Source organism: Photorhabdus africana (assembly GCF_035181445.1).
In the GTDB taxonomy this organism is placed as follows: Bacteria; Pseudomonadota; Gammaproteobacteria; order Enterobacterales; family Enterobacteriaceae; genus Photorhabdus; species Photorhabdus laumondii.
On record NZ_JAXBVE010000059.1, the window covers coordinates 1 to 20502 of the forward strand.

At 38.4% G+C, this 20502-nt stretch carries 18 protein-coding genes; 10 read left to right on the plus strand and 8 right to left on the minus strand.

The window, feature by feature from the left end; all coding sequences use genetic code 11:
* Positions 1-773 precede the first annotated feature (773 nt).
* The 4 genes from SLS51_RS21140 to SLS51_RS21155 all read left to right on the plus strand — a co-directional run bounded on the left by SLS51_RS21140 (position 774) and on the right by SLS51_RS21155 (position 4842).
* Positions 774-1481 carry a hypothetical protein gene (locus SLS51_RS21140; RefSeq protein ID WP_323840527.1) on the plus strand — a complete coding sequence of 236 codons (708 nt, stop codon included), beginning with the start codon at positions 774-776 and terminating at the stop codon, positions 1479-1481.
* A gap of 194 nt (positions 1482-1675) precedes the next feature.
* Positions 1676-2857: a cysteine desulfurase family protein gene (locus SLS51_RS21145; RefSeq protein ID WP_323840528.1), complete on the plus strand. Its 1182-nt coding sequence runs from the start codon at positions 1676-1678 to the stop codon at positions 2855-2857.
* A 22-nt stretch (positions 2858-2879) separates the two neighbouring features.
* Positions 2880-4073, plus strand: coding sequence for an MFS transporter (locus SLS51_RS21150; protein WP_323840529.1), 1194 nt, complete (start codon positions 2880-2882; stop codon positions 4071-4073).
* Between the two features lie 559 nt (positions 4074-4632).
* Positions 4633-4842 (plus strand): helix-turn-helix domain-containing protein, encoded by a 210-nt coding sequence (locus tag SLS51_RS21155; protein ID WP_323840544.1) that lies wholly within the window; start codon positions 4633-4635, stop codon positions 4840-4842.
* Positions 4843-5162: 320 nt separating this feature from the next.
* Here the strand turns inward: SLS51_RS21155 and SLS51_RS21160 are convergent, their stop codons facing one another.
* The 7 genes from SLS51_RS21160 to SLS51_RS21190 all read right to left on the minus strand — a co-directional run bounded on the left by SLS51_RS21160 (position 5163) and on the right by SLS51_RS21190 (position 11627).
* The gene (locus tag SLS51_RS21160; RefSeq protein WP_323840530.1) at positions 5163-5885 is read right to left on the minus strand and encodes a helix-turn-helix transcriptional regulator; all 723 of its coding nucleotides are present in this window, start codon (positions 5883-5885) and stop codon (positions 5163-5165) included.
* Between the two features lie 160 nt (positions 5886-6045).
* A complete protein-coding gene (locus tag SLS51_RS21165) occupies positions 6046-6768 on the minus strand; it encodes a helix-turn-helix transcriptional regulator (RefSeq protein ID WP_323840531.1) in 723 nt (240 codons plus the stop codon).
* Between the two features lie 321 nt (positions 6769-7089).
* A complete protein-coding gene (locus SLS51_RS21170; protein WP_323840532.1) occupies positions 7090-7812 on the minus strand; it encodes a helix-turn-helix transcriptional regulator in 723 nt (240 codons plus the stop codon).
* A gap of 301 nt (positions 7813-8113) precedes the next feature.
* Positions 8114-8836: a helix-turn-helix transcriptional regulator gene (locus tag SLS51_RS21175; protein WP_323840533.1), complete on the minus strand. Its 723-nt coding sequence runs from the start codon at positions 8834-8836 to the stop codon at positions 8114-8116.
* A gap of 144 nt (positions 8837-8980) precedes the next feature.
* Entirely contained in the window at positions 8981-9703 is a 723-nt protein-coding gene (locus SLS51_RS21180; RefSeq protein ID WP_323840534.1) for a helix-turn-helix transcriptional regulator, read from the minus strand.
* A gap of 317 nt (positions 9704-10020) precedes the next feature.
* Positions 10021-10743, minus strand: a complete 723-nt coding sequence (locus SLS51_RS21185; protein ID WP_323840535.1) for a helix-turn-helix transcriptional regulator — start codon at positions 10741-10743, stop codon at positions 10021-10023.
* Positions 10744-10904: 161 nt separating this feature from the next.
* Entirely contained in the window at positions 10905-11627 is a 723-nt protein-coding gene (locus tag SLS51_RS21190) for a helix-turn-helix transcriptional regulator (RefSeq protein ID WP_323840536.1), read from the minus strand.
* Between the two features lie 1076 nt (positions 11628-12703).
* Between SLS51_RS21190 and SLS51_RS21195 the strand changes: the two genes are divergently transcribed.
* Positions 12704-14089 (plus strand): SLC13 family permease, encoded by a 1386-nt coding sequence (locus SLS51_RS21195; RefSeq protein ID WP_323840537.1) that lies wholly within the window; start codon positions 12704-12706, stop codon positions 14087-14089.
* 87 nt (positions 14090-14176) lie between these two features.
* Here the strand turns inward: SLS51_RS21195 and SLS51_RS21200 are convergent, their stop codons facing one another.
* Entirely contained in the window at positions 14177-15379 is a 1203-nt protein-coding gene (locus SLS51_RS21200) for an MFS transporter (protein WP_323840538.1), read from the minus strand.
* A 494-nt stretch (positions 15380-15873) separates the two neighbouring features.
* Here SLS51_RS21200 and SLS51_RS21205 point away from each other — a divergent pair, with 494 nt between their 5' ends.
* The 5 genes from SLS51_RS21205 to SLS51_RS21225 all read left to right on the plus strand — a co-directional run bounded on the left by SLS51_RS21205 (position 15874) and on the right by SLS51_RS21225 (position 19389).
* Complete coding sequence (locus SLS51_RS21205; RefSeq protein WP_323840539.1) at positions 15874-16131, plus strand: AbrB/MazE/SpoVT family DNA-binding domain-containing protein; 258 nt, start codon at positions 15874-15876, stop codon at positions 16129-16131.
* Positions 16118-16534 (plus strand): PIN domain-containing protein, encoded by a 417-nt coding sequence (locus tag SLS51_RS21210; protein ID WP_323840540.1) that lies wholly within the window; start codon positions 16118-16120, stop codon positions 16532-16534. The genes SLS51_RS21205 and SLS51_RS21210 overlap by 14 nt, the downstream gene beginning before the upstream one ends.
* Positions 16535-17263: 729 nt before the next feature.
* The gene (locus SLS51_RS21215) at positions 17264-18304 is read left to right on the plus strand and encodes a hypothetical protein (protein WP_323840541.1); all 1041 of its coding nucleotides are present in this window, start codon (positions 17264-17266) and stop codon (positions 18302-18304) included.
* A gap of 21 nt (positions 18305-18325) precedes the next feature.
* Positions 18326-18454 carry a hypothetical protein gene (locus tag SLS51_RS21220; RefSeq protein ID WP_323840542.1) on the plus strand — a complete coding sequence of 43 codons (129 nt, stop codon included), beginning with the start codon at positions 18326-18328 and terminating at the stop codon, positions 18452-18454.
* 263 nt (positions 18455-18717) lie between these two features.
* The gene (locus tag SLS51_RS21225) at positions 18718-19389 is read left to right on the plus strand and encodes a dTMP kinase (protein WP_323840543.1); all 672 of its coding nucleotides are present in this window, start codon (positions 18718-18720) and stop codon (positions 19387-19389) included.
* Positions 19390-20502: the final 1113 nt, after the last annotated feature.

Below are 20502 nucleotides of genomic sequence, written 5' to 3' on the forward strand. Positions count from 1 at the left end.
GTAATAGATCAAAATTGGCGATTACCGTCAACCCCACCGATGTCATCAATACAAAAAACCTGTGTAAGATCACACTATTTTGAAATCAGAAATACGGTGCGGAATGACGGTCATAAGGGTAATAGCCTGATAACTTCTACAACGTCAATTTTTGAGTTTTCCTGAGGCCGTCGGTGCAGCCATGTTTTCACATATGAGACTTTTCGCCGATGGTTTAATAGCGAGAATCCCCCCTTTAATGTTGCTGAGAAGATTTACCTTGATATAACGGATTTTAGTTAGCTGTCTCAACAACAGTTCGGACATATCCATACTTGGCAACTAGAGCCTTGTATTGGTGTGACAGAATTACCCGGTAAGCTGAGAGCTAAATGATGTCCGATGGTCGGGCTCAGAGCCTCGACTGCAAGGTTAAAAAGAAAAAAACATTTAAACAAGACGAAGATCTATTTTTTAATAGAAAAGACACGCTAACCTTTAGTCAGAACTCAGAACTCAGAACTCAGAACTCAGAACTCAGAACTCAGAACTCAGAATCCAGAACTCAGCTTTTTTATGGCAATTATACTTTTGCTTGATATCAGACATATTTATTTCATAACCGAGGTTGCAAGAGAAAAAGATATTTAACGTACGTGAAATTATAAAGAGCGCCTTATTTTCCATTCGTTATATTGGCCACTCTTTATAGAACTTCCCCGATCTAAAATTTAATGGATTTTTGCGGTCATCCTTATACGTACGATCCATCTTGGAAAAGGATATTGATGAAAATGAATCAGCGAGAAACTAACGTAAGCATACTGGCAGGGAATTCACGCGTTTATCTCAATAAGGATAGTGAGATAGTTGTCGAGGCTCAGTTGAAAGCCTTTGAGGCTGCTCTGATGTTCGCCAAACGAAGCCAAGATGAATGTGGTCAATTACCGAGGATATCCGTGGCGTTCGATCATCATGGGATATTCCGCCTCCAGTTCCTGATAAATAATCTCACTAATTCTCAAAAACGGAACCCCCGCCTGAGTCATCTCCACGCCTCGATCAGGAATATCTTCTTGCCCGTAGCAGAAAAATATCAGATTCCGCTCAGTGAGATACGTGTTATTCACGAAGATTCAGCCAGGCAGCACCTTGTCCACATCCTAGCCTCTGGAGAAATACCCGAAATCATCACACGGCGGATGGTGTCCAAAAACCTCGCTGACGGCAAACCGCCGACATCAGATACTTCTTACGAAGAGCCGACCCAGAAACTCACCTGTGCGGCAATTACGAAGGAGTACTTTGAGAAAGCTGCCGGTGATCACAAAGGCTCAGATACTATTCTGGAGGTGTTCTTTGAGGATTGCGCTTGGTCGAGAGCTTTGGCCTATGTGCGTGGGCTGCAACTCAGTCATATGCTCGGTGTTTCAACCGCCATTCGTCTTAATCTTGTTAATGAAGAGGGGGAGGTGAGTCAAGGTGATGTAATTACTGCCTAGCAGATATATACCCGCCATCTTTCAAGTTGTCTCTTTGTTGGCTGCACTCACTTACCCCGGTCACATCGTTATCTATGCTTCCGGGGATTTGCTCCCTTGCCGCCGCGATGCATCTTGAAATCCATAGGGTATAGATATAGTCAAGATAATAAAAAAATAATTTCATCTTTGTTTGTTAGTGGGGGAAATAAATTATGTACAACTTAACCCGGCCGATATATTTGGATAACAATGCTACAACGCCATTAGATCCCGATGTGCTTCAAACTATGATGCCCTATTTTACCAGCGCTTATGGAAATGCTTCCAGTAATCACCATGCATTTGGGTGGAAAGCTATGGAAGCTGTTGATAACGCAAGAAAATTGATATCAACATCGATAAATGCGACGAGTCATTCCGATATTATATTCACGTCGGGTTCCACCGAGTCGAACAATCTCGCCATCGCGGGCCTTCAACATCGGGGCAAAAGGGGACATATCATCACATCGACAATTGAGCATAAAGCTGTTCTTGATTGTTGCGGTAGGCTCGAAGCAATGGGAACGGAGGTGACCTATTTACCGCCGCAAAGCGACGGCATCGTATCCCCAGATTCAATATCTCGTGCAATAAGAGATGATACCTATCTCGTTTCGATTATGGCTGCCAACAACGAGATTGGTTCAATACAAAAAATTGAAGAGATAGGCGCGATCTGTAAGGAACATGACATTCCTCTTCATACCGACGCCACGCAAGCGCTCGGCAAAATAAAATTTGATGTACAGCGCATGAATATCAGCCTTGCTTCATTTTCCGCGCACAAAATATATGGACCAAAGGGGGTCGGTGCACTTTATATCGATTCACGCAATAAGAATATAGCACTCGCTCCTCTCATCGTTGGCGGGGGACATGAGCGAGGCTTACGCTCAGGAACCCTCAACGTCCCGGGGATAGTAGGTTTCGGGCGTGCCGTCGAACTGTCGGTTAAAAACTTGCCTGATGAGTCGATGAGGTTACGTTATTTACGGGATTTGCTTCGGTCGTATATTATCGAGCATGTGGCTGACGTTCGAATAAACGGCCATCTTACCGAATGCCTTCCCGGTCTGTTAAATGTCTCCTTCAACGGTTTGGATGCTGACTCGCTTTTGCTGGAGCTTTCCGAGGTTGCGTTGTCCTCTGGGTCTGCATGCACATCCGCTAGTAGGGCACCGTCACATGTACTGAAGGCAATAGGCGTCAGTGATGCACAGGCGCAAGCCAGTGTGCGCTTCGGGTTAGGAAGATTTAATAATGAAGACGAGATACGCTATGTTTGTCTCCGTCTGGAAAAAACGGTGAATAAACTGAGGTCGATGGTGCCAAAGCCATTCGGCGTCCTGTAATCATTAAGATGGAGTTTGACTTATGCGAACAATGTCGGCACTTTTTCTCCTGTTCGGAACCCTGTTCACTGCGGGGGGATATGGTGCCACCTTTCTTATTTCCGCGTATTTTCGCTCACAAGGGGGGAGTGACATTGACACTGGGACGACCCTTAGCGTGGCCTTGGTCGGCACTTTGATTGGCGTTCCTTTGGTTGGATGGTTTGCCGGGCAACTGGAAGCATCACGCCTTGCAGCCCTCGCGGCGCTGGCGATGTCTTGTGGTTATTTTCTTTTAGGCGGTTTCAGCGGTGAACTGAGTTACATCCCGCGCATCGCAGCGTTCTTGATTGGACTCGGTTGGGGCATGTTCTATATCAGTGGGCCTATGGCGTTGTCAGAGCGTGTCACTGATGCTGACAGGGGCCACTGGTTTACCCGTTTCAGCGCGTTTCAAATGGCTGGGATTTGCGGCAGTCCCATCCTCCTCGCCGCCGCGGTTGAACAGGCAGGAGTGCCCATACAAACAACGTTTCTCTTTGTTGGCGTCATTGGCATCCTCGCCTCACTACTTCTGGCGACCTTTGGGATCAGGGAACCGCATGGTCAACGGGAATTATCACTGAGACCTTGGGTGAAAAAAATAACCAAGATTGCTGCCAGTAGTGCGATCCGTCCCATTGTAATGGTGGGGTTGGGAGGCTGCGTATTCTCTGGAATGATGTCGTTCCAAAGTTCGTTGGTTGAAGGGACTCAAGCAAATGCAAGTACATTCTTTGCTGTACATGCAGCGACTGTGGTTGTGTCGCGGCTTTTGTTAGCCCGGCGTTTATCGATGATGCCCCGTATCCCATTGGTCATCGCGCTGATGTTATTCTTAATCATGGGCATTCTGGCCCTGTTAGGCATACCAGTTAACCCTGTGTTCCAGATTGTGGCGGCCATGTTAACGGGGATAGGCTATGGATTGGTGTATCCCGTTATTCAAACATGGGCAGTAAACGATTCTGCGCTTGAGAATCGTCACGCTGCCCTCACTTGGTTCGTTGTCGCCTACTTTGTGGGGATATTTGGATTTCCTGCAATAGGTGGATGGATATTAGTGGGTGCGGGCAAGACCTTGTTTATCCTCACTCTAGCTGCAATAGCTTCTCTTGAACTTGTGGTGGCGTTATTGGGAGGGCGATGGTTTTGTCGCATTAAGGATAGATTAACGGCACAGAATGAAGCACGTTAACAGTCATTCAGCCAGTCGATAATTATCGACTGGCTGATTTGCCGTTGCACAAACAATTTTTCGATGGACATAAAGTATTTAATGGGTGTTATTCCTCGTAATTGAAGCGCTTTTTTAGGGCATTCATTAATGTATTTAATGCAGCTTCCAACATTTCCCAAAATAACTAAACTTTTTAAATATTCGAGTATTCATAAAAGAACATTTATTAACGATTAAAATTCATTTATGACTTTTAATCGTTAGATATAACATTTTTCTATTGGAATATTTAGCTGTACTTAGCGGGGTTTAACGTCTTAGTACAGTTATTTTTTAGTATTCCGCACCAGTGCGGACTCAGGGGAAAAGCTGTAACAATATATACCCTATGGATTTCAAGATACATCGCGACGGCAAGGGAGCGAATCCCCGGGAGCATAGATAACTATGTGACCGGGGTGAGCGAGTGCAGCCAACAAAGAGGCAACTTGAAAGATAACGGGTATAAAAATATAAATTTGAAGAAAGTATGAATATAGCACCTTGAATAACCAAACTGAAAGGAGAATAAGGAATGATTGTAAAAAGCGACTGGCACCCGGCTGATATTATTGCAGGGCTTAAAAAACGGGGAACGTCGTTAGCTGCTGTTTCAAGGGATGCGGGGCTTGCATCATCCACTTTATCAAATGCTTTGCATCGTCCGTGGCCTAAAGGTGAGAAACTCATTGCTACCGCTCTAAATTGTGAGCCTTTTGAAATATGGCCAAGCAGATATTCAAAATGAATTAAAATAAACTTCTCGAAAAAAAGTCAATGAGAAGAGATTAAGTACCTGAAACTTTTCTAGTGTTTTGTGGAAAGTTTCAGGTATGATTAAAATGGAGTGATTAACTCCCTGCCTTGATGTTTGTCATAATTAATTTTTCTGTATAAATTATTTAATCTTTTGTACTGTGCTGACATTCCTCTCTATATTTCTGTTGATTTCGCGGATCGCCAGATAGGCGTAATATTACAAAAGCGGATAAACCAAAAATTTTTTTGGAAGTGGGTAGGATTCTGCTTGGCAGAACCCTAATGGAACAGTGACGGAGTGGTTCATTGTTATGCCAGAGTTATATAGGGATTCGAGTTAATAAATCGGGTAGGAGCATAGTTATCATACCCCTTACCTCTGCAATATTCTTTTAACTGGCTTAATGAATTTATCCCTATTTTCTGATAAATGATATGTAGCCTGCTTTGTACCGTTCTATAGGTAATACTTAATTTTCTCGCTATATCTTTAGCGCTTAATGATTGCAAAGCAAAAAATACTATATCGAACTCTCTGTCGGTAAATAAATCAGTTGGTTTGCCAAAAGTTAATGACTCTGGATGAATGTTATTTTCAAAATGATACATGGAGTAAATTTCAAGTTTTTTGCCGTGTCCAACAATGCCAATGCATTCTCCATCCTTCATTAGCGGTGTAACATTGGTCAGAAATGGTTGGATCATTTTTTGTTTCCCACCATAAGTCAAGGTGTTTAATACTGGAATGGTTTTTTGACTCGTCATTACAACATCACAACTCGCTTGTATAATATTTTCAAACTCAGACCACGGTGCTGGACACTCACCATCAAGCCTCCCTTCTATATTAAAACCTTTAGGAAGACCGCTGTAATAAATCATTGTATCATTGGCATAGATGAATCGATGTTCCTTGTCTTTTATAGCCCAAAAATCGTTGCTGTTTTCCATATATGATATAAAGGCGTCAAAGCTTTTTGAATGAACATCCAGATCTTTGTTTACAGAGAAACTCATAGTGTCATCTTTCATAATTTCACCTATCATAATTGAACTGTAAAACTGTGATAACCTCCATGTGAGGTATCCCGTAAAATCACCCTTCGTGCTGCTGAGTGAGTTTTGGCCGGAGCATAAGGTTCTGCTTGGCAGAACCCTAATGGCATAGTGATAATAACGATGTGGTTCATTGTTATGCCAGAGGTATAAAGGGATTAGGGTTAATAAATCGGGTAGGAGCATAGTTATTATATCCTTTACCCCTGCAATATTCTTTTAACTGGCTTAATGAATTTATCCCTATTTTCTGATAAATGATATGTAGCCTGCTTTGTACCGTTCTATAGGTAATACTTAATTTTCTCGCTATATCTTTAGCGCTTAATGATTGCAAAGCAAAAAATACTATATCGAATTCTCTATCTGTAAAAATCTCAGTTGGGTTGCCAAATGATAATGATTCAGGATGCCTGTTGTTTTCAAAATGATACATGGAATAAATTTCAAGTTTTCTACCGTGCCCCACAACCCCAATACATTCTCCATCCTTCATTAGTGGTGTAACATCGACCAAAAATGGTTGGATTATTTTTTCTCTCCCGCCGTAAGTGAAGGTGTTTAATACCGGAATGGTCTTTTGAGTCGTCATTACATTGCCATCACTAGCATGTACAATATCTTCAAGCTCAGACCACGGAGCTGGACACTCACTAACAAGCCTCCCTTCTATGCTAAAACCCTTAGGAAGACCGCTGTAATAAAGCATAATATCATTGGCATAGACGAATCGATGTTCGTTGTCTTTTATAGCCCAAAAATCGTTGCTGTTTTCCATATATGATATAAAGGCGTCAAAGCTTTTTGAATGAACATCCAGATCTTTGTTTACAGAGAAACTCATCGTGTTATCTTTCATAATTTCACCTATATGATTAAACGGTAAAACTGGAATAACTTCTATGTAAGGTTATCACTTTTACGACACAATGAGTAATTATGTTTATCAGTTTTAAAAGGAGTTTATCTTTTATGCGGATGATTTTACAGAGGAGCAATTTCCTGTAATCATTTTCAATATGCTAATATTCTATATTGTGTGAAATTTTTATTAGTAATTATGTTTTTAATGAATAATTGCAATATAAAATATTCTGGATGGAGTGTGAGAGAAATAAGGTGTAAGGTTCTGCCAGGCAGAACCCTAATAGCATAGTGACGATAATGGTGTGGTTCATTGTTATACTAGCGGTATATAGGGATTCGTGTTAATAAATCGGGTAGGAGCGTAGTTATCATACCCCTTACCCCTGCAATATTCTTTTAACTGGCTTAATGAATTTATCCCTATTTTCTGATAAATGATATGTAGCCTGCTTTGTACCGTTCTATAGGTAATACTTAATTTTCTGGCAATATCTTTAGCGCTTAGCGATTGTAATGCAAAAAATACTATATCGAACTCTCTATCAGTAAATAAATCAGTTGGTTTGCCAAAAGTTAATGAGTCAGGCTGAATGTTGTTTTCAAAATGATACATGGAATAAATTTCAAGTTTTTTACCGTGACCAACAACCCCAATGCATTTCCCATCCTTCATTAGGGGGGTAACATTGAGCATAAATGGTTGGATCATTTTTTGTTTCCCACCATAAGTCAAGGTGTTTAATACTGGAATGGTTTTTTGACACGTCATTACAACATCACAACTAGCTTGTATAATATTTTCAAACTCAGACCACGGTGCTGGACACTCACCATCAAGCCTCCCTTCTATATTAAAACCTTTAGGAAGACCGCTGTAATAAATCATTGTATCGTTGGCATAGATGAATCGATGTTCGTTGTCTTTTATAGCCCAAATATCATTGCTGTTTTCCATATATGATATAAAGGCGTCAAAGCTTTTTGAATGAACATCCAGATCCTTGTTTACAGAGAAACTCATCGTGTTATCTTTCATAATTTCACCTATATGATTAAATTGTAAAAACTCCCATGTAAAATTATCACTTTTACAACACAATGGATAATTATATTTATGAGTTTTGGGCACCTATTTGGTGAGGATGATTTTACAGAGGAGCAGTTTCCTGTCATCACCTTCAATATGCTAATATTCTATATTGTGTAAAATTTTTATTAGTAATTATGTTCTTAATGAATAATTGCAATATGCTGGATGGAATGTGAGAGAAACAAGGCTTAAGGTTCTGCCGAGCAGAACCCTAATAGCATAATGACGATAATGGTGTGGTTCATTGTTATACTAGCGGTATATAGGGATTAGGGTTAATAAATCGGGTAGGAGCATAATTATCGTACCCCTTATCTCTGCAATATTCCTTTAACTGGCTTAATGAATTTATCCCTATTTTTTGGTAAATAAATTGTAACCTGCTTTGTACCGTTCTATAGGTAATACCTAATTTTCTAGCAATATCTTTGGCGCTTAGTGATTGCAAAGCAAAAAATACTATATCGAACTCTCTATCAGTAAATAAATCAGTTGGTTTGCCAAAAGTTAATGAGTCAGGATGCCTGTTGTTTTCAAAATGGTACATGGAATAAATTTGAAGTTTTTTACCGTGCGACACAATCCCAATGCATTCTCCATCCTTCATTAGCGGTGTAACATTGACCAGAAATGGTTGGATTATTTTTTCTTTTCCGACATAAGTGAAGGTGTGTAGTACCGGAATGGTCTTTTGGCTGGTCATTACATTGTTATCATTAGCTTGTATAATATTTTCAAACTCAGACCACGGTGCTGGACACTCACCATCAAGCCTCCCTTCTATGTTAAAATCCTTAGGAAGACCGCTGTAATGAATCATAGTATCATTGGCATAGATGAATCGATGTTCCTTGTCTTTTATTACCCAAACATCATTGCTGTTTTCCATGTATGAGATGAAAGTGTCAAAGCTTTTTGAATAAACATCCGGATCTTTATTTACAGAGAAACTCATAGTGTCATCTTTCATAATTTCACCTATCATGATTGAACTGTAAAACTGTGATAACCTCCATGTGAGGTATCCCGTAAAATCTCCCTTCGCGCTGCTGAGCATAAGGTTCTGCTAGGCAGAACCTTAATGACATAGTAACGACAGTGATGTTACGCATTGTTATGCCAGAGGTATATAGGGATTAGGGTTAATAAATCGGGTAGGAGCATAGTTATCATACCCCTTACCCCTGCAATATTCTTTTAACTGGCTTAATGAATTTATCCCTATTTTCTGGTAAATGATATGTAGCCTGCTTTGTACCGTTCTATAGGTAATACCTAATTTTCTGGCTATATCTTTAGCACTGAGTGATTGCAACGCAAAAAATACTATATCGAACTCTCTATCAGTAAATAAATCAGTTGGTTTGCCAAAAGTTAATGAATCAGGGTGAATGTTGTTTTCAAAATGGTACATGGAATAAATTTCAAGTTTTTTACCGTGCCCAACAATGCCAATGCATTTCCCATCCTTCATTAGCGGTGTAATATCGACCAGGAATGGTTGGATTATTTTTTCTCTCCCACCATAAATGAAGGTATTTAGTACCGGAATGGTTTTTTGACTCGTCATTACATTTTTATCATTAGCTTGTATAACATCTACAAAATCAACCCACGGTCCTGGACATTCAATATCAAGTCTTCCTTCTATATTGAACCCCTTTGGGAGACCACTGTAATAAAGTGTAGCATCATTAGCATAAACGAATCGAGATTCGCTATCTTTTATGATCCAAAAATCGTTGCTGTTTTCCATATATGATATGAAAGCATCAAAGCTTTTTGAATGAACATCCAGATCTTTATTTACAGAGAAACTCATCGTGTTATCTTTCATAATTTCACCTATATGATTAAACGGTAAAACTGGAATAATTTCCATGTAAGGTTATCACTTTTGCGACACAATGGATAATTATATTTATGAGTTTTTGGGCACCTATTTGGTGCGGATGATTTTACAGAGGAGCAGTTTCCTGTAATCACCTTCAATATGCTAATATTCTATATTGTGTAAAATTTTTATTAGTAATTATGTTTTTAATGAGTAATTGCAATATGAAATATGCTGGATGGAATGTGAGAGAAACAAGGCTTAAGGTTCTGCCAAGCAGAACCCTAATAGCATAATGACGATAACGGTGTGGTTCATTGTTATACTAGAGGTATATAGGGATTAGGGTTAATAAATCGGGTAGGAGCATAATTATCGTACCCCTTATCTCTGCAATATTCCTTTAACTGGCTTAATGAATTTATCCCTATTTTTTGATAAATAAATTGTAACCTGCTTTGTACCGTTCTATAGGTAATACTTAATTTTCTCGCTATATCTTTAGCACTGAGTGATTGCAACGCAAAAAATACTATATCGAACTCTCTATCTGTAAAAATCTCAGTTGGATTGCCAAATGATAATGATTCAGGAGGTTTATTAATTTCCATATGATACATTGAAAAAATTTCTAGCTTTTTAGCTCTGCCTACTACGCCAATCGACTCTCCATCTTTTATCAAAGGCGTGACGTCCGCCATAAATGGTTGAATAATTTTATCCCTACCGCCATACATAAATGTAATCAAAGTAGGAATGACTTTTTTTTCCTCCATCACTCTACGATCATTAGATTGAATAATATCAGCAATCTCAGACCAATAAACCGGGCATTCACTATCCAGTTTACCTTCAACATTAAACCCTTTGGGTAGTCCGCTATGATGAAGTCCGTAATCATTCATATAGATAAATCTCGATTCCTTATCTTTTATATACCAGAACTCATTACAGTTCTCCATATACGATATGAAAGCATCAAAGCTTTTTGAATGAACATCCAGATCTTTATTTACAGAGAAACTCATCGTGTTATCTTTCATAATTTCACCTATCATGATTGAACTGTAAGACCGTGATAACGTTCATGTGAGGTATCCCACAAAACTGCTTTTCGCTTTGTTAAGCGAGTTTTGGTCGTCGCATAGGATTCTGTTTAGACAGAATCCTAATGGTATAGTAACGACAGCAATGCTGTGCATTGTTATGCCAGAGGTATATAGGGATTAGGGTTAATAAATCGGGTAGGAGCATAGTTATCATACCCCTTACCCCTGCAATATTCTTTTAACTGGCTTAATGAATTTATCCCTATTTTTTGGTAAATAAATTGTAACCTACTTTGTACCGTTCTATATGTGATACCTAATTTTCTAGCTATGTCTTTAGCGCTTAGCGATTGCAACGCAAAAAATACTATATCGAACTCTCTATCAGTAAATAAATCAGTCGGTTTGCCAAAAGTTAATGAGTCAGGGTGAATGTTGTTTTCAAAATGATACATGGAATAAATTTCAAGTTTTTTACCATGACCAACAACCCCAATGCATTTTCCATCCTTTATTAAGGGGATCACATTGAGCATGAATGGCTGGATTATTTTTTGTCTCCCGCCATAAGTGAAAGTGTTTAGTACCGGAATGGTCTTTTGACTCGTCATTACGTTTTTATCATTAGCTTGTATAATATCTTCAAACTCAGCCCACGGTGCTGGACATTCACTATCAAGCTTGCCTTCTATGTTAAAACCCTTAGGGAGGCCGCTGTAATAAAGCATAATATCATTCGCATAGACGAATCGAGATTCGCTATCTTTTATAATCCAAAAATCGTTGCTGTTTTCCATATACGATATAAAAGCATCAAAGCTTTTTGAATGAACATCCAGATCTTTGTTTACAGAGAAACTCATCGTTTTATCTTTCATAATTTCACCTGTCATGATTGAACTGTAAAACTGTAAAACTGTAAAACTGTAAAACTGTAAAACTGTAAAACTGTAAAACTGTAAAACTGTAAAACTGTAAAACTGTAAAACTGTAAAACTGTAAAAAATTCTATGTAAGGTTATCACTTTTACGACGCAATAAGTAATTATGTTTTTAATGAAGAATTATAATGTGAAGCATGCTAGATGGAATGTGAAAAAATTCGCTGTTCATGTAATCGGTTTAATTAAGTGTGAAAATCTGACGTGTGTATTGATTTTCTCTCTTGTTTATAATCGAGTAAAAAAATAATTTTATAGCTCGTGGCCCTATTCTCTCAGGTTAAATCATGTGGATGATCGCTTTTCGTGCCATTTGAAAGATAACGGGTATAGAAATGATTAAAGGAGTGAGGGGTGTCTTAAAACCATTAGCATACCTGTCACCCTCTCTGGTTTTAAATCTAAAAGATAAAATGTATAAGAATGAAAAACTAAGTGTTAGTTTAATGAAAACGGTTAAATTAAATATTATTCAGGAAACGAAAAAGACCATTGGGTTTTAAAAAACGGTTAAAACTTTGTACGATTAAAACCAGAAATTTAAATAGTGGCTTTTAATAACAGTTTAAAGCCTACCATCATAAAGCTTTCGGTGAAAAATGAAAAAAGTGGTCTTGTTAATGTTTAAATACCCGTCAACCTATAATCTTTCTGGTAAATCAATTCGCCATATTTTTAACCATCGTTGATGCTAAAACACTCTCTCGTTTTTCAAATGGGTTTGTTAGTAACTTGAGGAAAAGTAAAACTCACCTGCTTTTGTGCCCAAAAAACTGCATAAAACGTAACGATTTACTATACCTATAAAGATGTAATAATGTGATGTAATAACAAAAATTTGTATAAAATACCATCTGTTACGATTTAATCGGCTAATTATCGCGCTTTAGATCCCAAAATTTAAAGAACTGCATTTGCTTCCTGGAGAAGACTCCTTATATTCACACGTCTTGTATTTTTTTAACAATTGTAGCAATGGTGGATCAGATATCACCGGCGCTAATGGAGTCACCATGGATGTTTCTGAATCTTTAACCACAGCGATAAGGCCAAATTTTTCGAATAAAAAAGGCTTAATTATTCTGGCTGTTGATATTGCGTTACTATTTATTTTACTTAATACATTACCGTTTGGTGAAAAAGCTAATGCAGGTTTAGCACTAATGGTATTTGTTGGCGTGCTGTGGCTTACCGAAGCTATTCACGTCACGATTACTGCATTATGTATTCCAATTCTGGCAGTTGGTATGGGATTGATGAATACGGGAGATGCGCTGAAATCTTTTGCTAATCCCATTATCTTCCTGTTTTTTGGTGGCTTTGCTCTGGCAACGGCACTTCACATCCAAGGATTGGACAGACTGATTGCTAACCGTTTGCTGATGATTGCCCGTGGACGTTTATCTGTAGCGGTGATGTTGTTGTTTGGTGTGACGGCTGGCCTTTCCATGTGGATCAGTAACACAGCGACTGCCGCGATGATGCTGCCATTAGTATTGGGTATTTTGTCTAATCTGGATGCGCGTTCTGAGCGCCATACGTTTGTATTTGTGCTGTTGGGTGTGGCTTATAGTGCAAGTATCGGTGGCTTAGGTACTTTGGTGGGAAGCCCGCCAAACGCGATTGCAGCGGCACAATTGGGTATCGATTTCTTCAATTGGATGAAGTTTGGGGTTCCATTGGTGGTTATTCTGTTGCCAATGATGGTGGGTGTTATGTATCTGATGTTGCGCCCGAATTTGAATCATAAATTCGACATGAAGCTGGAAAAACTGGATTGGACTGGCAAACGTCTGATGACCATGCTGATCTTCCTATTAACCGTATTTTGCTGGATCTTTAGCACGGTGATCAGTTCTGCCTTGGGGGGCGTGAAAGATCTGGATACCATTATTGCTGTCAGTGCTGCTGTTCTGATTGGCATAACGGGGGTGGCGAGTTGGTCGCAGATTCAGAATAATACCGAGTGGGGGGTGTTGATACTGTTTGGCGGTGGTCTGACTTTAAGCGCTATTTTGAAAAACTCAGGTGCTAGTGAAATCATGGCGAATGGTATGGCCGCGACTTTTGGCGCAAGCCACTGGTTTATGATTATTGTTGCGGTCGCTGCGTTTATTATCTTCCTGACTGAATTTACCAGTAATACAGCTAGCGCAGCTTTGCTAGTGCCGATATTCGCAACCGTTGCGGAAGCGTTGGGGATGCCGATAATGACGCTGACACTCATTATCGGATTTGGGGCATCCTGTGCCTTTATGTTGCCGGTTGCCACACCACCTAACGCGATTGTTTTCAGCTCCGGTCATATTAAACAGACTGAAATGGTCAGAGTGGGTATAGTTCTGAATATTGCCTGTATCGCGATCATCTCTCTGTTTGCTTGGTTATTCTGGTTGTAACTGAAAATTTACTCATGTCCCTCTGGACAGAATAACGATTATCCCCATCAAATGTACGATGGGGAAATAAAGCCAGAGGGTGAAGATTCATCGAGAAGGATTTGCCGAGCGCGTCAGCCAGAAATCCAATATTGTCAATGTAAGGCCGATGACCAATCCGACGGATAGCACGGCCATTGCTGTGCTTGAACCTCCTGTGACTAACCCAATAGTGGCTAATGGCACTAAACACAAGATCCCCAGATTATTGAATGTTTCTGCAAAGGCCAGAACCATACCTTTGTGAGGGCCTGATCGTGTTGCCAAAACGACGGTACTTGTCGGCGCTCCAACGCCCAGTGCGGCACCCCAGAATATTAAACATCCTAGAGAACCGGGAAGCGTAAGCGGAACAAGCATAAAAACTGAGATCACACCAGTCAGTAGCAAACTGATCAAAACCAAAGTCACTTCTTCTCGACCGCAAAGCTTGCGAAGCAAACCAGCGGACAGATTGCCTAAGCCTAAGCCAGCACCAAAGGCTGCAACAGTCAAACCGATTTCAGTGGGGCCAAATCCGTACCGTTGACGTAGAACTTCTCCAGACAAAAGAAAAGCAGAGACACCGGCACCATTCCACGCCCCTTTTGCAATGAGTGGCCTGACAACCGACCATTGCCGAAACCAGCCTAAGCGCTGGTTTGTTGGCTTTAGAGGTGCAGTTTTTGATGGAAAGCAGTAGAGCCCGATGATGAATGTAACGACACAGCCGAGTGCGCTAAATAAAAATGGCGCTTGCCAATTTATTAAATCTGTCAATATCCCGGCTAAAGCTGGGCCGAATGCAATGCCAAAAGTCATACCGAGCATAACGATACCCATCGCTCCGGCTTGGCGATTATAGGGAATGATATCGGCGATCAAGGCAAATACGGTGGGTATGATGACCGCTGATGCTATACCGCCAAAAATTCGCAGCGTGATTGCGATATTAAGAGTGGGAGCAAGAGTGATAGCGAGGCCATCTGCGGCGAAAAACAGCAGAGAAATCAGAAGTAATCTGCTTCTGTTAATACGATCTGAAAAATACCCAAATATAGGTGCTGCCAGAGCGTAGGAAAATGCATAGCTGGATACCAGCCAGGATGCTCCGACCGCCGTTGTCCCGAAGGCGATTGCAAGAGGGCTAAGCATGGATGACAACATGAATTCGGTTGCGCCAACGAAGAATACGGTGACTGAAAGGATAAATAAAAACGTGTATTTTGTACTCTGTTCCAGAGTGGATGAATATTGTGCTTTTTTGTTCATAAGCTCGATTTAACTCCATATATATACCCTATGGATTTCAAGATGCATCGCGACGGCAAGGGAACGAATCCCCGGGAGCATAGGTAACTATGTGACCGGGGTGAGTGAGTGCAGCCAACAAAGAGGCAACTTGAAAGATGACGGGTATAGATAGATGTTCGTATATTTTTTGCGGTAAAACGTGATGAGTCAGTGACGTAGAAAAGCTATTGTGAAATACATATAAGGGGGCAGGCCAGATTAGGCAGATGTGAAAGTATTAAATATTACAAAGGAAAAAGGGGAAGCGCATTAGTAATATCCGCAATAAAGAAAGCGAGCATAGAATTAATTTATCGGATTAGGTATGCCGGATACCGGATAGGATATAAGAATGGCGTTTATCCCTTATGTACATTCTTTTAGCTACAGGAAACCTGATAAAAGTCTTCCCCACATTCGGGTTAGATGCTTTGGTTAAGCTTGTATTTTGCAAGAGTAGATATACAGTAAAAGTGTATATCCAAGGAGGTAATATCATGAAAGTAGCAAAATGGGGTAACAGCCTTGCCATACGTCTGCCAGCTAGCTTAGTTGAAATTCTGGAATTGCGTGAAGGTGATGATATTGAGATTGTAGTGGATGATCCGCGTACCTTCGCAGTATGCAAGAAGCCTGGATCTGAGGTGTTGTTGGAGCGTCTTCGAACATTCCGCGGTAAGTTGCCGACAGATTTCAAGTTCAGTAGAGATGAAGCGAATGGTAGGGGTTAAGTCTTGTGGTTTTATCGACAGCAATGTGGTGCTGTACCTGCTGTCGCAAGACGTGACCAAGGCCGATAGTGCTGAAGCGCTGCTGAAGGCGAATCCGGTCATCAGTGTGCAGGTACTCAACGAAGTGGCACACGTGTGTGTGCGTAAACTTAAGATGAGTTGGGAAGAGATAGCGGAGTTCTTCGATATTGTACGTAGTTTTTGCAAAATCGTGCCTCTTACGGTTGAAGTTCATGACCGAGCTAGGCTTATTGCAGAGCGTTATCGTTTGTCATTCTACGATTCTTGTATTGTGGCGGCTGCGGTCATCGCAGGTTGTCGGACGCTCTATAGTGAAGACATGAATCACGGACAGATGTTGGAAGACAGCTTGGTTATTAAAAATCCATTCTCATATGTCTGACGATTTGGTGAGCCCGAGAGGGATCGGGGTTCACCTGTCGATTTATTGCGTAGAAAATATCTACAAAGCGTTATTATTATTGTATATCCGCTCAAGTTCCTGAGTAGCAAATGCCGTTGTCTCGAAAGCGACTACAAGAGGGAAGCATGGATGACAACATGAATTCGGTTGCGCCAACGAAGAATACGGTGACTGAAAGATAAATAAAAACGTGTATTCTGGTCATCAAGAATTTTTTAATAAATGACAGAATTTTACATGATGAACACTGCATTGAATACATGACCGAAAAAATAATAACAATAAATTCAAATAATTACGTCAAATGAACCTCTTGGAAAGCATACCAAGTTTGATACATATTTTATCACAAAAAGCAACAAATAATTTACAGTCTTTTCAATGGGTTATATTTTTAGTTGTGATGGTGCCCACAAATATATTAACTATCACATGGCTAAATTAAAAAAAACTGTTATTATTAGGATGCTGAATTAAATTTTAATCCAGTTTATTCGTCAAAAAAATCCTAGAGGGGCATAAAATGAATGTGATAACAGCACAAGCATTTAGACCACTAACTGATGATGAAACATTGAATTATGATAATGGTTTAATGAATTCATCCCCTAATTAATAGAAAAAGGAATAAAGGTATACCATAACCTTTATTCCTTTATTCCTTTATTCCTTTATTTGTTATTTCATTTATAAGATAAAAGGTAAGGTATGGACATTATTAATGTAAAAAGGGAAATAACAGTAATAATAAATAAAAAATTTAATGATACTGATCTGTATACTTGCTACTTGTCAGGTTCAGTCATTGAAGGGTTTGCAACACCAAAATCTGATTATGATGTTTATGTTATATTGGAAGGAGAACTAGAAATAGAATGCGAGGAGATATTTATACCATCCGATATAGGAATGTTAGAAGTGACAATAATCTCTTTAAAAGAGATAAAAGAAATCATGAAGATAATCAACACTGGAGGTTCAAATTCCGATTGGTATAAATTACATTTATCTCATAGGATGTTAACAGGGGAAGCGATTATAAAATCAAATAATTTTAACAAATTAAAAGGAGAAATAAATAAAACTAAATTATGTGAAATACTTAAGAACAAAGCAAAAAACTTTGGAGAAAAGTGTTTTTCCGATGGGATTGGAAATATTTTAAATAATGACCTAATATCAGCGGCATTCAACTTTGAACGAACAGTTAATTCAGCAATGGATTATATTCTTGCTTCCAGTGAAAACACATCCACTTTAATAAAGTGGCGCTATCAAAATGCAATGAAAGTGTTTGGAAAAGACCATCCAATAACATCTATATACTTGATGGTTTGTTCAAAATTTAATGTAATCAATGATATTTCAACAATTGATTATATAAACTCAGTTGCTAAAATGTGGCAATTAACTTTAGACTATTGTCAAGGGAAAGATATTTTTGGTTACGATGTATCTTTTGCAAAGAAAAGAATAGCTAATACATCCGACATTTCATTATCAGATGAAAATAATAAACCAATAATAAAAAATTTATGGTATAGAGTCTTGTGCAAGGATGGGAAATTAATACTTTTCGCAAAAAAAGCATTATGTGAAATTAATTCAGATGCATATAAAGTTTGGTTAGTAATAGATAATGAAAAAACAGAGTTTGAGGTTGTTTCAGAGTTGGAAAAAATTGGAATAAATAATACAAATGCTAATTTTTATATATCGGAATTCAAAAGACTAGAGGCATTAACATAAATAATACATAAGGGGAATGCAATGGAAAGAATAAAGATTATACCCGTCATCTTTCAAGTTGCCTCTTTGTTGGCTGCATTCGCTCACCCCGGTCACATAGTTTGCTATGCTCCCGGGGATTCACTCCCTTGCCGTCGCGATCCATCTTGAAATCCATTGGGTATAAATCGAAAATATATAAAGTGTCATTTTCCCCAAAAACATTAGGGGCATTTTCATCGTCAGATTATGCAATTTATGCAGGCAGATTATTTGATGTAAAAAAGACAATAGCATATTTAACAGCCGAGGATTGGCATAAAAAACTCATCTATTTGGGAGATCATGTCACATGAGGTATGTATTCAAACCATTTATTATCGGTAGTGGTAGAAATTCACTTGATACTGAAGCGTACTACGGGGAAAAAAGAAATGATTAAACGCGGTTTATTTATAGCTTTCGAAGGAAATGATGGTGCAGGTAAATCAACAATTTCACGAGAAGTTTATGATATCTTATCTCTAGATTATAATAATATTGTTTTTTTAGATAAGAATTATCCTTTACTGCCATCTGGGTATAGTATGTATCACATGGGAAAAATACGAGATCTCCTTTGGGATTATGACATTTCAGCTCCATTGGGTGAACTTGGTGACCGGCATTGGATTCTATTGATAGCATCATGGTTTGCTGTTTTAGATAGTTTAATTATTCAACCTTGTTTATTGCAAGGTAAAGTTATTATATGTGATAGTTGGTATTATAAATATTTAGCAAGATTCTTACTTAAATCCACGGAATTAGCAAAATTAAGCAAATCGGTTTTATCTATAAACACAAAACCAGACATGGTGATATATCTTGATGTTCCTCCAAGCATTGCTGAAAAAAGGAAAAAAATATTAAAACCTAGTGAATCTGGAAAATTAGAGATAAATGAAAAATATGATTTTATAGAATACCAAAAACACGTTCTTAATCAATACCAGACGTTTTATGATGACACTTGGAAAATTATTGATACTGATACATTAACTAAAGATGCAGTAATTAAATCAATAGTAGATGTTATTCAATTGGAAATACTAAAAAGAAGGTAATTATTGCAACCGCTATATTTACTGAGGCTATTTTAGTTGGAGGAAAATAATGGATAAAGAATTTCGCAAATTAATATTAGCCTCCTCAGGAAACTCTTTTACCTTGTATTTGGAGATGATAATATCATTCACGTTAATTATATATCACTGGAACGGTGGAGCGATATACCCGTCATCTTTCAAGTTGCCTCTTTGTTGGCTGCACTCGCTCACCCCGGTCACATAGTTTGCTATGCTCCCGGGGATTCACTCCCTTGCCGTCGCGATGCATCTTGAAATCCATAAGGTATATACTCATCGTTATATACAATTTCATATGCTGCATCGTTACTATTTCTAACGCCCTATGTTTCGTCATTTGTAGATGAAAGTATAAAACCAAAAAAGTACATTATTATCATTTCATTACTTTGCGGTGTTATTACCACTTTTCAATACAATATTGATGACATTAATATATATATTCTTTATTCTTTATTCTTTATTCTTTATTCTTTATTCTTTATTCTTTTATTAAAAACATCCTTCGTTTATTTTTAGGGCCTTCTAATTTTAAAATATTAAAAAAATATCAACCAATCAATTTGAAAAAAAAACTTTAGTTATTGGCAGGTTTTATTTCAAACGTACAAAATGTTGGCCCCGTTATTTTTAGGTTTTATTCTCATTTATTACTCAACAAAACAGATTCTTATTTTAATATCAATGCTTTATTTTATTTCAGCAGTCTTATATATTTTTGTTTCAGAACCGTTGATCAATGTTAATCGCAAAAAAACAAGATATCACTAATTAATTACTTTAATATAATGAAAAATAATAAAATATTGTTTTCATTTATTGTTATTTCCACTTTAACTTGTTTTGGTTATCTATCAGATAGCTTAATCGCTCTTAGCTTTATGGAGCAGGGATTAAATGGCAGTCATTATAGTTTTGCTATGTGTCTTTCTGGTGTTTCAGGTGTTTTAATTGGTTTAGTATTTGGAAAGTATAAGATTAACCCTTCATTCCGCACCTAATTCAGGAATAAACCGCTTTATATTGTGCACCTAATAAACTCAAAAGCTCATGGTGGTAAGATTGCATTCCTGTCACCATTTTATGTTCTTG

Bases quoted from the DNA above. Each gene is read 5' to 3' on its own strand.
- SLS51_RS21140 (WP_323840527.1), top strand. From the start codon at position 774: ATGAATCAGCGAGAAACTAACGTAAGCATACTGGCAGGGAATTCACGC.
- SLS51_RS21145 (WP_323840528.1), top strand. From the start codon at position 1,676: ATGTACAACTTAACCCGGCCGATATATTTGGATAACAATGCTACAACG.
- SLS51_RS21150 (WP_323840529.1), top strand. From the start codon at position 2,880: ATGCGAACAATGTCGGCACTTTTTCTCCTGTTCGGAACCCTGTTCACT.
- SLS51_RS21160 (WP_323840530.1), bottom strand. From the start codon at position 5,885: ATGAAAGATGACACTATGAGTTTCTCTGTAAACAAAGATCTGGATGTT.
- SLS51_RS21165 (WP_323840531.1), bottom strand. From the start codon at position 6,768: ATGAAAGATAACACGATGAGTTTCTCTGTAAACAAAGATCTGGATGTT.
- SLS51_RS21170 (WP_323840532.1), bottom strand. From the start codon at position 7,812: ATGAAAGATAACACGATGAGTTTCTCTGTAAACAAGGATCTGGATGTT.
- SLS51_RS21175 (WP_323840533.1), bottom strand. From the start codon at position 8,836: ATGAAAGATGACACTATGAGTTTCTCTGTAAATAAAGATCCGGATGTT.
- SLS51_RS21180 (WP_323840534.1), bottom strand. From the start codon at position 9,703: ATGAAAGATAACACGATGAGTTTCTCTGTAAATAAAGATCTGGATGTT.
- SLS51_RS21185 (WP_323840535.1), bottom strand. From the start codon at position 10,743: ATGAAAGATAACACGATGAGTTTCTCTGTAAATAAAGATCTGGATGTT.
- SLS51_RS21190 (WP_323840536.1), bottom strand. From the start codon at position 11,627: ATGAAAGATAAAACGATGAGTTTCTCTGTAAACAAAGATCTGGATGTT.
- SLS51_RS21195 (WP_323840537.1), top strand. From the start codon at position 12,704: ATGGATGTTTCTGAATCTTTAACCACAGCGATAAGGCCAAATTTTTCG.
- SLS51_RS21200 (WP_323840538.1), bottom strand. From the start codon at position 15,379: ATGAACAAAAAAGCACAATATTCATCCACTCTGGAACAGAGTACAAAA.
- SLS51_RS21210 (WP_323840540.1), top strand. From the start codon at position 16,118: ATGGTAGGGGTTAAGTCTTGTGGTTTTATCGACAGCAATGTGGTGCTG.
- SLS51_RS21215 (WP_323840541.1), top strand. From the start codon at position 17,264: ATGGACATTATTAATGTAAAAAGGGAAATAACAGTAATAATAAATAAA.
- SLS51_RS21220 (WP_323840542.1), top strand. From the start codon at position 18,326: ATGGAAAGAATAAAGATTATACCCGTCATCTTTCAAGTTGCCTCTTTG.
- SLS51_RS21225 (WP_323840543.1), top strand. From the start codon at position 18,718: ATGATTAAACGCGGTTTATTTATAGCTTTCGAAGGAAATGATGGTGCA.